Below are 14,598 nucleotides of genomic sequence, written 5' to 3'. Positions count from 1 at the left end.
TTAATATCGGGTGCTATCAGGGCTGCCAGCAATGCAGCAGCAGCTACACTGCCGCCGGGGTTGTAACGCAGGTCCAGGATCAGCTCATTGGCGCCGCCTGTTTTAAAATCCTGGAACAGGCCTTTTACAGCCGTGTTATAGCCATCATTAAAATAATTATAGAGCAGGTAAGCTACTTTGCGCCCGTTTACTGTACGTATGCCCTGCCCGTAAATGGGATATTCGCCCAGTGATTGGGCGCGCAGGGTAACAGCGGTATCTTCTTTTACCGTATTACCACTTACAGTGGCCAGTGTGAATGTGCCGGAGGATTGCTGCAGTAAATTCTCACTAAGGGTGGCTGCATTACTGCTGCTTACGATCGTACCGTTAATGCGTGTGAAATAATTGCCCCGCCGTAACCCCAGCATGGCAGCGGGAGAGCCTTCCAGCACAAGCTTGATCACCCCAACAGCACCGGCCGGTGCATTGGGAAAGTCTATAATGGTAAAATCTATCCCGAAATTATACAGCATGTATTTGGGATAGGTTGAAAGATCGTTCTGATCATAGATAAAAGAAAAGCGGTCGTCCTTATTCTTTAACAGGTTAAAATAGGCCAGGGCTGCGGGCTGCGTATCTACCTTAGCCGGCAGGGTGCTATTCCACAAATAGAAATAGCGCATGCTGTCCAGGATCCAGCTATTGGTTTCTTTTTGGGTAACCGGCCCGGTGGGAACAGGAGGTGGCTGCGGGTCTTTACTACAGGCAGCGATGAACAGGATGGCAGCTAAGACCGGCACCAGTTTGGACAAAAGATTATAATGAGGCATGGGGCGAAATTTATTTGGTTTCCATATTGTAATGCAGCAGCATTTCCCTGCGTATAAACTGCAGCGCCAGTGTGAGGTGGTTACGTACCGTGGAGGGGGAGAGGCTCAGCTGGTCTGCGATCTCTTTATGGCTGTGGCCTTTGTCGCGGCTAAGCAGGTAAATGTTGCGGCGCTGTTCCGGCATTTTATCGATCACTTTCTGGATCTGCTGCCAGAATTCCTTTCGCATCAGCATGGTTTCTTCCCGGTTATCAGCAGGGTGTACCGGCTGCTGGGACGACATTTTAGCCAGCGTTTGTTTTTCGCGGTATAGCTTACGGGTTTCATCCACCACAATATGTTTGGTGAATACAAATAACAGGGGGAAAACGTCTTGTCCCGCTTCTATCTTGTGAATATTTTCCCAAAGCCTGATGAAGCACTGCTGGGTAATTTCCTGCGCACGTGCCGCGTCTTCTGTCAGCTTGTAAGCGAACCGGAACACCTTATCGTGGTTGGTTTCAAACAGCTGCTGGAAGAGCGCTTTTGACGGGTTATCAGACATAGCTTATGCATTAGCGATTTGCGAGTTTAAATGTAGAAAGAATATGTTACTACAATGTTAACAGTATTGGCTTCGCAGTCCATGGTCCATAGTCGATGGTCCATGGCCTGCTGCGTGTATATAGTTTAACAAGTAAAGCCAGGTAATGCCTGAAACGAAGCACATGTATCATTGCAGTATGCTATGGACTATGGACCATTGACCGTGGACTATTTTTTCTACCTTTGCCGGATGTTTACAGAATTATGCAACCAGGTATTTAGCCAGAGCATCAAGGACTATCATGTGAAAAATGATGTGCACCAGGAGATCGTAAATCCTTACGAAAGCAGCAGCATTGAACACCTGCTGTACCTGAAGAACTGGATAGATACGGTGCAGTGGCACCTGGAAGATATTATCCGGGATCCGGCCATTGACCCGGTTAAAGCGCTGGAGATCAAACGCTGGATAGACCGCTCTAACCAGGAACGTACGGATGTAGTGGAATATATTGACAGCTATTTCCTGGAACGCTATAAAACGGTGCAGGCAGCTCCTGAGGCAAAGATCAATACCGAGAGCCCGGCCTGGGCGGTAGACCGTTTATCGATACTGGCGCTGAAGATCTACCATATGCTGGAAGAAGCTACCCGTACAGATGCTACAGCGGAACACCGCGCTGCCTGCCAGCGTAAGCTGGACATTTTACTGGAACAGCGCCGCGACCTGAGCACCGGCATTGAGGATCTGCTGGCAGATATCAGCACCGGTAAAAAATATATGAAGGTGTACCGGCAAATGAAAATGTACAACGATCCTTCCCTGAACCCGGTATTATACAGCAGCCGTAAGTAAGCCGCATGCAACAAACCATTCTCGCACTCCGTTTTTCTGCTTTGGGTGATGCCGCCATGACCATTCCCGTAATGCGTCAGGTGCTGGCGGAAAACCCCGCGGTGAATATTGTTTTTGTTTCCAACAAGAACTGGGGAGCTTTGTGTAAGGATATTCCCCGTCTTACGTTTTTTCCGGCCGATCTTAAGGGCAGGCATAAAGGCGTACCGGGTTTATACCGCCTGTTCCGCGAGATCCGCAAACAGCACCGCATTCATGCGGTGGCCGATCTGCACCAGGTGCTGCGCTCCAAAATAGTGCGCACTTTTTTCCGTTTCAGCGGCGCACCGGTAGCGGTGATAGATAAGGGCCGTGCAGAAAAGAAAGCGCTTACCCGCCAGGAGAATAAGATCCTTCAACCGCTTACCACTACTATTGAGCGTTATGCAGCTGTTTTCCGGCAGCTGGGATTGCAGTGTAATATGGCGCAGGCGCAGGTAAAAGTTGCGCCCCTGCCTTTAAATGACCGCATTACGTCCATTACCGGGCCTGTAGCGCCGGGCAGCTGGATAGGGCTGGCGCCCTTTGCTACTTACCGGGAAAAAATGTACCCGCTGCAAAAAATGGAGCAGGTGCTGGCGCAATTATCGCAGCACAAAGTGCTGCTTTTTGGCGGCGGCGCAGCAGAAGTAGCGCAGCTGAGCGCATTAGCGGCCCGCTATCCCAATACGGTAGTAATAGCCGGCCGTTTTACACTGGAGGAGGAGCTGGCCATTATCAGCCATCTGCGGCTGATGATCAGCATGGATTCAGCCAACATGCACCTGGCTTCCCTGTTTGGGGTACCCGTGGTGTCTGTTTGGGGCGCTACCCACCCCTTTGCCGGTTTTATGGGCTTTGGGCAAACACTGGACCGGGCCGTGCAGATTGATGACCTGGAATGCCGCCCCTGTTCTGTATTTGGGAACAAGCCCTGCTTCCGGGGCGATCATGCCTGTATGGAGTGGATAACGCCGGAAAGGGTGCTGGAAAAGGTGGGGCAGGTGTTGCATAAGTGATTGATTATGTGCGGGTAAAAAAATGAGAAAGATATTTTTTGAAGTAATAAAAAAAAGGCTAATTTTGCCATCCCAAATCATGGAAACATGATGTCCCATAGTATAATGGTAGTACGACAGATTTTGGTTCTGTTTGTCTAGGTTCGAATCCTGGTGGGACAACTAGATAGGACTCAGCGGAATTTTTCTCTGAGTCCTATTTTTTTGTGCTAACCCTTCAGAAAATACTGCAAAATGGCCTATTCAAAACCCATCAAAGAAATTATTACCTACCCGCCGGAAGCGTTAAGATCATTCAGGCCTGTTATGTATGAATGGATAGATAACCTGGATTTTACCCTTGCCCCGGACGATTATTTAGCGAATGCAGGTGCTTACATAAACATTGCCCGTGAATTATTTTCAGCCGCCGGCTGGAATGGAGATGGAGACATCCGGTTAATGTGGATACCGCCTTTTATGTTCAGCGGTGTAAGAACAGCGGAGTTTACTGTTGGCGTAATTGTATGGCATGTAAAGCAGCAGAGCGACGGGCTTTCGTGGATCTTATCGCCGGTGGAATTACCGTGTGAAAGTGAATTTGAATAGATCTTATAAGCAAGCCCGCTTTCTTTTGAAGCGGGCTTGCTGTTCTTTATAGTTACTTGATCGTTGTTCTGTACAATCCCGTGCGCCCGGTGAAATATAATGTATTCCCATTCGTAATAACCAGTGATGAGGGGCGATCCGGCACGCGGATCCATTCCCGTTGGTTGCCTGCTGCGTCAAAGGAATAAATGTCCCCGTCTGCTATCCAAACATTACCCTGCTGATCCGGAATAGAATTAAACTCACCTTTTTCTGCAAAGTAGCTAAGATCAGAAAGATAGCCCTGCGCATCTACCTGCATTTTCACGGTACGTTTGTCATATTCATCTACCGCATATAAAGGCTTGCCCGGGAAAGCGCTTACCAGGGCGCAGGAGCGGGCAAGGTCGTAACAAACGGGGATGATGGTTTTCCCATCCGGCGCTACCCAGCATTCCTCGTTCCTGTTTAATGATACGGTATTGAAATCATGATAATCGCGCCAGCGGTTAGAGGGGTATAATGCTTTGTACACATTCTTCACGGTGCCCATTTGTTTTTTATCCAGCAGGCGGATGGTGTTTTCCGGTTGTTCCGGATCTACTGCATATACCAGCGTACCAAAGCCGGAATTACCCCAACCACTAAACGAAGTACCGCTGGCATCCGGCGGATTCTGATAACGTTCCGGCTGCCCGTTGATGATGTAGCCGGGTTGCGGGTTGTAGCGGAACACTACCAGCAGGTTATCTTTGGAATCACAGGCCAGTGAAAGCGGCTCCCAGGGGAAATCGGCCAGCAGCTGCAGGGATTGTGTGGCGGCCGACCATTTGTATACGCGTTTCATACGCTGCTCTGCAAAGTATACGTTGCCCTTTGAATCTGCACAAAGGCCAATGGCAAATTCAAACCCTTTGGCTAACAGCTGTATGGGCGCAGCAGCCTTTGCCGGTTTATTGCCGCTGATCAGTAAACGCGCAAACTCTGTAGGGCGGATGGTTATATCGCTATTAATATCATAGAGCGGGTTATCGGTAGTGTATTTGATCTGGCTGTAGTTGTGCACATTCAGCAGCTCCAGGTTAGCGCAGTCCCAGGTGCGTACGGAATAAGGATAAGGTACTTTAACCCTGATCACGCGGAACATGTACAGGTTGGCAAAGGTCATATCCCTGCAGGTTTCAATTTCCAGCGGCTGGCATTCGGAGCTTTCCACGCTTTCCTCTTCTAACTGCAAAGCATATACTTTCCAGTTGGATACGTTTTTGAAACGTACCTCATTCCGCACATGATGTTCTACCGACATAGCATAGATCCTGCCGCGTGTAGCCGTATTGTTTACATAGCACCCCGAGGCAGCAAAGGTGCTGGCGGACCAGATATTCTTGAAAATGCCACCGCCGTTATTGGTTACCCACAGGCTCCAGTATTGCGTATCCCACAGCGGATCTCCCACGGTGCGGCGGCCTGTTTGCGGCTGCTCCCTTTCTTCCCACTTCCAGCGCACCTGTGGGCCCGGGCGCATGGTGCCATGCCCGCCAATGAACTTCACATCATCCACCATCGACCTTTCACCGGCCATCCATTTACAGGCCACGGCGCGGTAGTTGCTTTCTGCAGTGTACAAACCAATTCCGGTGATAATGTTGGCGCCGCCTTCCGGCGCTTCTACCATGGCTTTGGGCGCGCCAAAGCTGCCGAAGGCTGCTGCATTTTCGGCCAGCGCGAAATTAGTGGCCATGGGATGCAGGCCTATTAAAACGGTATTCGGTTTTAGCCGGATGGTTTCAGAAATGCGGTAAGAGCCCTGCGGTACGTAAATAACAGGGTGTTCGTCAATGGCTTTCTGAATGGCTTTGGTATCATCTGTAACACCATCGCCTGCTGCACCCAGTGTTTTCAGGTTCACCCAGTTAGCCATGGGCGGTAGTGCAGGTATATCATTAGTAAGTGTGGCCGGTAATGTTTTTAGCGCTTGTATTTCGCTGATGGTTTTATATACCGGTTCTTTATCCAGGTCATCTATCTGCAACCCATATACGAGGCGTTGTACTTCATAGGTGGTAAAAGCAGCTTTGGTTACAGTGTCTGCTTTCGGGTAATGCACTAACACGGGCACCTGTTTGCAGTACAGGTTGCGGATGTTCAGCTGCATATTGGCATTTCCTTCATTGCTGATCCTGATGGCGGTATCGCGGATATTTTCAAATTTGCAGTTTTCCAGGAATAGCTTTTCCCAATAGTTGCTGTCTACCTGTATAGCGGCCGGCACATTTTTCACCTGCATACGCACAATGGTAAATCCGGCCTGCTGTGTTTTAACAGCGGTTTTACGCTGCCCTTCAAAATAAGTGTCCATCATCATGAACTGCCAGCCGGGCGATGCTTTGGTGGTGTAAATGCCGTAATCACCGCCAAAGAATTTTACATCTTCCATGAAGTTGCCAACATCAAACAAACCGGCTTTCCCTTTTCCTATATCAATATTGCAGTGCGCCACATAGCTGTGCTGTGCAAAGTGGGTACGCAGCGCTACTGCAGCGGGATTGCCGTCTTCTATCTTCAGATCAATGTTGGAGAGGGCGCTGTAAAAAGTACCGGCGCCGGCATCGCTTACATTGCCGCCGGGTTCCACTATGCTGCTGGTGAACCAGAACATGTAGGAGGCTTTGCCCTTGTCCTGCTGGCTGGCTGCGGCAAAACCGGGCGAGCTCTTTTTCAGGACGATCACCGGCCGGCTTTTCCCATAACCTATTAAACGGATGGCAGCAGGAATGTAAATGGTTTTGGAAATAAAATAAGTGCCTTCCGGGATGAAGAGGATGCCGAAGTTCCTGTCTTTTTTCAGCTGGTTAATGGCGGCTTGCAGCTGATCGGATACATCGGCTGCTTTGCCGGGAGCGAAGTACACTGCCTCCGGATCATCCGGCTTTTGCGTGTACAAAGATCTGCCGGGTGTGAATTGACTAAAAGCGTTGCTGCAGCTGCCGGTTAACAGAACCAGCAGCAAAAAGGCCTTGACGTGGTATGCCATATAAAGTGGAATTTTTAAGCAGCAACAAAATAGTGCGGAAAGCGATAGGTTCAAAGGGTATCCAGGTAATCCGGCGGAAAAACCTGCTGCCCATATTTTTCGCTGATCGCTTTCATTTTGTTGATGCCTGCTTCATCCATTGGTACCGGCGGTAAAAATGTGCCGGCGCTCACGGGGGTACCTGCTTCCTTAAAAAAATCATCTAACCCGGCCGGCACCACAATACATAAAAGGTGCGCCATTTGCTTGCTCTTGTTCTTAAACCCATGCACAATGCCGCCTTTGGGTATATTCACAAAAGCGCCTTTGCTGGCCACATAGGTTTGCGTTTCTGTTCGTACTTCTATTTCTCCATCCACTACATAAAAGTTTTCCTGGAAGCTGGCATGTGCATGCGGGCCGGGGCCGCCGCCCGGTGGCACCAGCATATCGATCACGGCAAATTCGCCCTGTGTTTGCTGCCCGCTGATTATGATACGATAGTTGCCGCCTGCCATGGCTAAGCTATCACCGGCTGTAGGATCTATGGTGATGGCGGGTTGTTTGGTTTGTTCCATATATTAATGTTTAAAGCAGTTCAAAATTCACAACTACTGTGCCGTTACCAATGCAGGATAACGAGCGCCATGTGATTTTTTTAAAATTTAACTGAACAAAGTTCCTCCTGTGCGCGTACTAATAATAGTCGTAGCCGTCTTAAAAATAGCCGGATGAGACGGCTGAGTAATACCCTGGTAACATTGTAACCTTAATTTAACCCTCATTAAAAATAACCCTTATGAAAACGAAAACCCTTATTGTAATGGCCTTCCTGGGCCTGGTAACTGCCTGTAGCAGAACAGAACAAATAACAAACCTGCCACCCGCTGCAGATACTTTGCAGCCGGTAATATCCAAAACAGCTATTAATAATTTTGTGCAGCAGCAGCTGAAAGCGCATGACCGGTTTGAATGGCGTATGGCCAGCGATGAAATGGTATGGAGCGCGCTGGTGCAGGGCGACAGCATTCTTTCCGTGGGTTACCAGCCCGCCGGTTTCCAGGATATCAACAAAAAGATCCATACCGTTAACATTAACAGCAGTGAGTGGAAAGCCGCACGGGAGCAGGTGCTACAGCTGATCATTGAGCACGAGCAAAAGGTGAATGCTGCTTTTGAAGAAAAAGTATTGCCCGTTATAGATGTAAAGGTAAGCAGGCTCTCTACTATTAAAGCCCTCAGAAGATCGCTGCTGGTACGTTATGCGGAGCCAATTGGTTATGGCGCTGTAATGAACACCGGCAGCAATAACGGCAAAACAGCTTCCGACATCAGCTCGTCCGGTTGCGGGGATAATACAGCCAATACTGCGCTGGCAGCGGGGCAGGATTATACTGTAATAACGCCTGCCGCCAAACAATCCTGGAACTATACATATCACAACATTAACGCAGTATGGAATGCAGGCATTACAGGAGCAGGTGTAAAGGTAATGATCATTGATACCGGTGTAAGCCCGGACCAGGAGAACCTGGGCAGCGATATTAACCAGGGCCTTTCTACCGGCAGAACAGTGGAGAAGCTGGTTACCTATCCCGGTGGCAGCATCAACGACGGCTGCGGGCACGGTACCAAAATGGCGGGCGTATTGGGCGGGCCAAGGGGTACTGATGGAAATACTGCCGGTGTAGCCTACAACGCTAACCTGGTGCTGGTACATGCTGCGCAGGATGTTTTTCTGCTGGGCAGCAGCGAGATCAAAGGTGTGGCGGATGCTTATGTGCTGGCCGGTAACCGCAGTGATGTAAAGATCGTGAGCATGAGCATGGGCACTATTTTTTCCAGCTCGCAGATCAGTGATGCCATCCGTTATGCCAATAACAATGGTAAGCTGCTGTTTTGCGCAGCCGGTACTTCATTTGACTGGACAGCCGGTTGGGCAGGCGTAATATTTCCCGGCAACATGAGCGAAGTAATGGCCGTAACAGGTATTAAAGATAATTTAACAGAGCGCTGCGGCACCTGCCATACCGGGTCTGCCGTTGATTTTACGGTGGTAATGGAAAAGGTATCCACCGGCAGAACCGTGTTATCATTAGCTATGGACGGAGACGGGCCTTCCACTGTAGGCGGCTCTTCTGCAGCCACGGCCAGCTGCGCGGGTATAGCTGCGCTGGTGTGGAGTAAATTTCCTGCCTATACCAAAGACCAGGTGATTGATAAAATGGCGCGTGCTGCAAACTATTATCCCAACCGTAATGGCAGCTTTGGCTGGGGCAAGGTGAATGCGCTGGCGGCCGTACAGTAATATTTTTTGCGCACGGCTGTCTTAAAAAGGAGCCGTGCTGTTTTATACTAAATAGGTTGTTAATAGCTGATTATACGTTAATAAATCCGTACAATTACTCTTATGCCAGCTGCGGATCTTTACGTATAAACCCGGTTTTTTGCAGTCCGGGCGGTAAAGACGATTATTTGTATATTTTTGTATCCATTCTGATTAACCTTAATCTCTCCTTAAGAGTACAACAATGAAAAAGCTATTTGTTATTGGGACCGCCTGTATGTTAACCTGTACGGTAGTAAAGGCACAGCTATTTGACCGCATTAAAAATAAAATGGAGCAGAAAGCAAATGATGCGATAGATAAAACCATAGACAATGCGGGTAAGAAAAAGGACAAAAAGAAATCCGGTGAAAGCTCCCCGGAAAGCACTGACAGCGGCAATACCGGCACCACTACTACCACTAACAACGAAGGCAGCACAGGCGCTGCTACTGCGTCTAACATGGATATTACCTCTTACTCCAAATTTGATTTTGTGCCCGGCGCCAAAATAATTATGGATGAAGATTTTTCGCAGGAAGCCATTGGTGATTTTCCTGCGCAATGGAATACCCGCACCGGTGCAGAAGTGGTAACCGTAAACAACCGCCCGGGTAAGTGGCTGGGTATTAAACAGGAAGGCACATTTTACCCGGAATACCTGACCAGCAACTTCCCCGATAATTTTACGCTGCAGATGGATGTAATGGCCAACAACGGCATTGCCAGCATTGCGCAGCTTACGATTACCCTGCTGCAGGCAAAAGATGCAGATGAGAAGTTCGACTATGGTACCTCCAGCAACACCAGCAGCGTTCCTAACTTTAAGGTGGGCCTTAACCCCAAATCTTCCGGGTATGGCAACATGAATTATTCCAGCAACGTTATTGGCAGTCATAATATCAGCGCAACGCCGGAATTCAGTGTACCTAAAAAGAATACAGTAAGGGTATCTATCTGGCGGCAGAAACAACGGATACGCCTGTATCTCGACAGCACAAAAACGCTGGACCTGCCCCGTGCGCTGGATGCCAACGCTGTGCTGAACTCCCTGGTATTTAACGCCTATGCGCCGGATTATGGAAGGGAAGGCGGAACGTTCTTTATCAGCAACATACGCCTGGCAGTTGGCGCACCGGATACCCGCAACAAGCTGATAACAGAAGGCAAGTTTGTAACACACGGTATTTTATTTGACGTGAACAGTGATAAGATCCAGGCCGCATCTTACGGCAGCCTGCAGGATATTGCCAATGTGCTGAAAGAAAATGCCGGTGTACGTGTGAAAATTGTTGGCCATACAGATGCTAATGGCGATGACCAGCTGAACCAGGACCTTTCCAAACGCCGCGCTGCAGCGGTAAAAGAGGCGCTCAGCAAAAATTTTGGTATTGATGCCGCCCGCATGGATACGGATGGTAAAGGCAAAGCACAGCCTATTGATGATAACAATACTGCTGCCGGCCGGGCCAATAACAGAAGGGTAGAGTTTATAAAGCTGTAACCGCTGCTGTAAAGTATAATTATAAAACCCGCTATGGTTGCACCGTAGCGGGTTTTAATTTTAACTAAAGCTGGCGTAGCGTAGCTGCTGACGTTAGTTTATGTCAGACGGTAATGAAAATTTTATCGGTAAAGTATGGCTCATTTTAGCTGTAATGGAATTTTGTTTGCCCGGGATCCATTTACCGCTTTCCTTTATCAGGCGCACGGCTTCTTCTCCCATGGCGGGGCTGGGCGATCGCATACAGGTAACATTAGACAGGGTGCTGTCTTTTGCCACCACAAAATATACATAGGCAATACCTTCCAAACGTGCTTGCTTATCTTTTTCAGGATAGCGTAAATTTCTGCTGATGAACCGCTGCAGGCTGTCTGTACCTTTCAGGTAGCTGGGCGGTTGTTCAATAAACACAAAAACACGGTCGTCCCCGTCACTTTCCTTTGTAAGCGGTATAGCGGCCGTTTTAGTTTGTGCCATGCCCGGGATAACGGTTCCCAAAAGTGTTATCCAGAGTAAAAATCGAATCATATTAATATTATTTAATATAGCAAGATAGGGACTTTTCTGCAAAAGCCGGTTATGTGGATGTTAAGGTTAAAAAAGTATCTTTAAAAGGTAGAAATGTATTATTGGGGAACGTAGCAGCTAAATTATTGAAGATCAATACAGGGGGCTAATTTCTTTACCGAAGCATCTCTTTATAACTTTACAAATTCCCTGCGCAACGCTTCCATACACAGCCCCACCCTGCTTTGCACATTCAGCTTCTGGAAAAGCGTTTCACGATAGCCATCTACCGTTCTTTCACTCACATTCATTTTATTGGCAATTTCCTTGTAGGTCATATCACTGCAGGCATGCTGAATAAATTCCAGTTCCCTGGCCGTTAGCCTCAGCTCTTTTTCTTTATTCGCTTTCATTATCAACTTCCCGTAATTAATGTTATTGTTATCTGAATTATAATATCCATTTTGCTGTACTTCGTCCAGCGCTTTTTCCAGTTCAGTTGGATGGCTGTCTTTCAGGAGATAAGCGCAGCAGCCGGCACGCAACATGTTAATGATAGAAGCATCGCTATCATTCATCGATAAGGCGATGAGTTTTATAACCGGATAGTTTTCGCTTATCCAGTTGGCGGTATCCACTCCATTCATAACCGGCATGTTCACGTCTATCAGCATCAGGTCGGGTGGTGTTTTCAGCAGGCGCAGTTTATCCTGCATATCCTTTCCATTCAATGCTTCCAGTATCACCTCGTACTTATCAAAACTTTGCAGCAGCGAGGTTAATGACTTCAGAAAAAGCTGGTGATCATCCACCAGTCCTATGGTTATACGCATACAGTATTGTTTATAACAGGAATGATTATACTAACAGTAGTGCCGCTGCCTAATACAGACTCCCAGGTAATGCTACCGCCCAGCATTGCCGTGCGGTGTTTCATATTCCGGATACCCATGCCGCTGCCATGCCGGTTCATATCAAAGCCCTGGCCATTATCACTGATGTTTACCACCAGGTTTTGCTCACGCATATTAATAAGGATATTAATGTACTCCGGCGTTGCATGTTTTACAGCATTTTGTATAGCTTCCTGCACAATCCTGAACAATACGATCTGCTGGTCGGGTACCAGTCCTAAATTTGTGTTACAGATAAATTCCGCACGTATGAGGTCTACACCGCTGTTCATCCTCGCCATTTCGGCCTGCAGGTTATCATAAAAGTTAAACTGGCGCAGCCATTCGGGGTCAATGGCCTTTGACAGTGACCGCAGCTCATTAATGGCCTGCCCAATGGTAATGTTGGCATTAAGCAATGTTTCAGGAGGCTGTTCCAGATTACGTTCCGTTAGGCCCAGCAGCAGCCGCGAGGTGCTTAGCAGCTGCCCGATATTATCATGCAGCTCTTTGCCAATAAACTGAAAAGTATCCTCCTGCGTTTCAAGCTTTACCTGCAGCATTTCATGTTCATATCGTTCCTTTAAGAACTGTTTTTCCAGCAGGTCTTTTGTGATCATTTTCTGATACCTTGCTATAGAAATAATAAATACTATCACCAGAAAGAATACCAGGAGTATACCACCAATAACTGTCATCAATATTTTTTCATTCTCCGTGAGCATATAAAAGCGTATGATAGTGTGAGATATAAAAAGAAGTTCAGACCATTATTAATATAGTTCCTAAGCTGGCCGGCAACTATTGCATTTTTGGTCAGGTAGTAAGCATATACGGCATTGAAATAAAAAGTACAGGAGAAAAATACCAGCAGGGCCGTATAGATCCAGAACATAGGATGCCGGGTAACCGGCAGGTCGCCTGCATGTGGCATGCTGAGGAAAAGCAGTGTGATCCACACGGTATTTAACAAACAGCTGATCTCATATATTACAGAAGGGAAATTGGTGATCTGCGGCAAACTTCCAAACAGCAGGCAACAGCCGAGGTAAATTACTATGGACGCGTACATCCAGTTAGCAGCCGGCCTGCGCCGCAGGTTCCTGGTGTAAAATAATGTTAACAAAACATACTCCATGGGTAAATAAAAATAGTAAGGTGCATTGCTGTTAATCTGATAATGCTGCAGTATTTCCACCATGATCTCCGTTGCCAGGCCACAACACAGCACCAGCCGCAGGCAAAGAAGGCCAGGGACATTACTTGCCCTGGCCCTCATGGATAAAAGAAGACAGGTGATATAGATAATAAAGTAAAATCTATCGTATATCGTGAATGTATCAGGCATTCAGTTAGTAACTGGCTAGTAACAAGTCTGATGGCTTATCAATCATCCGCGGCCATGTGTTAACAGCATCCAGCGTAAGACTGGCCCTGTGTACTTCCCCGATCACATAATTGATCTTTACCGCACCACCTGCTAAGCTGCCGGCATCAACATCCAGGGCATCATTTACAATAGCCCTGGAAGGTGCAATGAGCTCACCATCATCATTTTGCCTGGGCGCCTCCTCGTCATCTTCAGATACGCCTACCAGTATAATAGTGCTTTTACCATTTGCCTTACCCACAATATAACGTATGCCTTCGCAATTTCGCTGTGCAAGTATCTGCATAATAATTTCTTTCCCGAACACACCTGAAACGGTTTGAAAGGCAGGGTCGATCAGGGTTTTGATAATGCCAAATCCTTCATCGTTTAACAGATCGGCTCCACTTAGCACATCTTCCAGCTTTTCAACAAACTTGTTTGCAGCATTAATATCCTTTGCATAATTGTCGATCATTTCACTGGCTGCGTGTTTAGTAATGGGCTGGCCAAAGCCTCTTACTTCCGAAAAGTCGTTTGCCAGATCAATTTCAAGGTCGTTGTTCATAGTGGTATGACAACCCTTTAAAAGCATTCCATTTGGTAACATAATTGGGGATTTAAATGTTTGAGAATAGTGAGCGGATTTTTGGGGATGATGATACTGATGTTTTACTGGTTATTTTCTGTTGTATTGTGCCCTGTCCCTCCAAGGTTATAAGATACGGAAAAGAAACCACCTATCCTTACAGATTTTGTAGTAAGGTCGGTATCCTCTAAATCGCCGAACCGGGCGTAGTCGTTCCAGCTGCGGTATTTGTTCTTCAAAACATCTGCATAACCGGCCGATGCGCCTATGCTGAACAGCAGCCGTTTTGCCAGGTCGTTACTGGAAGGGAAACCAAGGCTGGTGCCGACGAAGATACGGGAATTGGCAAGTGTTGAAAAATCGGGTGCTAAACCGGTGGTAAGCATCCACTGAACTGCACCTTGGGTGGTACGGTACCAGTGTACGTGTATCACCGGGCTAAAGGCCAGTAGCTTGTTGTTCTTATACAGGGTTACCTTTGCGGTATCAGGACCGAGTTTTACATTTTCCGGGTTCTTACGCAGATTATAATCTGCACCATTGCCGCCAACATTCACTGCCAGCCCTATACTGAAATCAACCCTTGACCCTCCATAGGTT

15 protein-coding genes and 1 tRNA gene are annotated in these 14,598 nt (G+C 47.7%); 6 read left to right on the top strand and 10 right to left on the bottom strand.

Translation table 11 applies throughout. From position 1 onward, the window contains the following. Together VIM87_RS25785 and VIM87_RS25780 are read right to left on the bottom strand one after the other, a co-directional pair. On the bottom strand, positions 1-812 hold an 812-nt coding region (locus VIM87_RS25785), incomplete at its 3' end, for a S41 family peptidase (protein ID WP_331999775.1). Between the two features lie 10 nt (positions 813-822). Beyond that, positions 823-1,356, bottom strand: coding sequence for an RNA polymerase sigma-70 factor (locus VIM87_RS25780; RefSeq protein ID WP_331999774.1), 534 nt, complete (start codon positions 1,354-1,356; stop codon positions 823-825). A gap of 231 nt (positions 1,357-1,587) precedes the next feature. Between VIM87_RS25780 and VIM87_RS25775 the strand changes: the two genes are divergently transcribed. From VIM87_RS25775 to VIM87_RS25760, 4 genes are all read left to right on the top strand, one after another. After that, positions 1,588-2,193: a DUF4254 domain-containing protein gene (locus VIM87_RS25775; RefSeq protein WP_331999773.1), complete on the top strand. Its 606-nt coding sequence runs from the start codon at positions 1,588-1,590 to the stop codon at positions 2,191-2,193. 5 nt (positions 2,194-2,198) lie between these two features. Continuing rightward, on the top strand, positions 2,199-3,230 hold the full coding sequence (locus VIM87_RS25770; protein WP_331999772.1) for a glycosyltransferase family 9 protein: 1,032 nt from the start codon (positions 2,199-2,201) through the stop codon (positions 3,228-3,230). 91 nt (positions 3,231-3,321) lie between these two features. Beyond that, positions 3,322-3,392 (top strand) — tRNA-Gln (locus VIM87_RS25765). Between the two features lie 72 nt (positions 3,393-3,464). Beyond that, entirely contained in the window at positions 3,465-3,818 is a 354-nt protein-coding gene (locus tag VIM87_RS25760) for a hypothetical protein (protein WP_331999771.1), read from the top strand. Positions 3,819-3,870: 52 nt separating this feature from the next. Here VIM87_RS25760 and VIM87_RS25755 read toward each other — a convergent pair whose 3' ends face one another. Further along, entirely contained in the window at positions 3,871-6,831 is a 2,961-nt protein-coding gene (locus VIM87_RS25755) for a glycosyl hydrolase family 28-related protein (protein WP_331999770.1), read from the bottom strand. 50 nt (positions 6,832-6,881) lie between these two features. Next, entirely contained in the window at positions 6,882-7,388 is a 507-nt protein-coding gene (locus tag VIM87_RS25750; protein WP_331999769.1) for a cupin domain-containing protein, read from the bottom strand. Between the two features lie 221 nt (positions 7,389-7,609). Between VIM87_RS25750 and VIM87_RS25745 the strand changes: the two genes are divergently transcribed. Both VIM87_RS25745 and VIM87_RS25740 read left to right on the top strand, forming a co-directional pair. Then, positions 7,610-9,118: a S8/S53 family peptidase gene (locus VIM87_RS25745; protein WP_331999768.1), complete on the top strand. Its 1,509-nt coding sequence runs from the start codon at positions 7,610-7,612 to the stop codon at positions 9,116-9,118. Positions 9,119-9,341: 223 nt separating this feature from the next. Continuing rightward, positions 9,342-10,640, top strand: coding sequence for an OmpA family protein (locus tag VIM87_RS25740; RefSeq protein ID WP_331999767.1), 1,299 nt, complete (start codon positions 9,342-9,344; stop codon positions 10,638-10,640). A gap of 93 nt (positions 10,641-10,733) precedes the next feature. Here VIM87_RS25740 and VIM87_RS25735 read toward each other — a convergent pair whose 3' ends face one another. From VIM87_RS25735 to VIM87_RS25710, 6 genes are all read right to left on the bottom strand, one after another. Beyond that, positions 10,734-11,117 (bottom strand): TonB family protein, encoded by a 384-nt coding sequence (locus VIM87_RS25735; protein ID WP_331999766.1) that lies wholly within the window; start codon positions 11,115-11,117, stop codon positions 10,734-10,736. A gap of 221 nt (positions 11,118-11,338) precedes the next feature. Next, entirely contained in the window at positions 11,339-11,980 is a 642-nt protein-coding gene (locus VIM87_RS25730; RefSeq protein WP_331999765.1) for a response regulator transcription factor, read from the bottom strand. Continuing rightward, a complete protein-coding gene (locus VIM87_RS25725; protein ID WP_331999764.1) occupies positions 11,971-12,765 on the bottom strand; it encodes a sensor histidine kinase in 795 nt (264 codons plus the stop codon). Before VIM87_RS25725 ends, VIM87_RS25730 begins: the two co-directional genes overlap by 10 nt. After that, positions 12,738-13,319: a hypothetical protein gene (locus VIM87_RS25720; RefSeq protein ID WP_331999763.1), complete on the bottom strand. Its 582-nt coding sequence runs from the start codon at positions 13,317-13,319 to the stop codon at positions 12,738-12,740. The genes VIM87_RS25725 and VIM87_RS25720 overlap by 28 nt, the downstream gene beginning before the upstream one ends. A gap of 73 nt (positions 13,320-13,392) precedes the next feature. Next, positions 13,393-14,019: a hypothetical protein gene (locus VIM87_RS25715; RefSeq protein ID WP_331999762.1), complete on the bottom strand. Its 627-nt coding sequence runs from the start codon at positions 14,017-14,019 to the stop codon at positions 13,393-13,395. A gap of 62 nt (positions 14,020-14,081) precedes the next feature. Continuing rightward, a partial coding sequence (locus VIM87_RS25710) for a hypothetical protein (protein WP_331999761.1) occupies positions 14,082-14,598 on the bottom strand: 517 nt, incomplete at its 5' end.

The sequence above is a fragment of the Chitinophaga sp. genome (genome assembly GCF_036569125.1).
In the GTDB taxonomy this organism is placed as follows: Bacteria; Bacteroidota; Bacteroidia; order Chitinophagales; family Chitinophagaceae; genus Chitinophaga.
The sequence above is the reverse complement of the archived record's forward strand: the minus strand, read 5'-3'. Positions and strand labels throughout refer to the sequence as shown.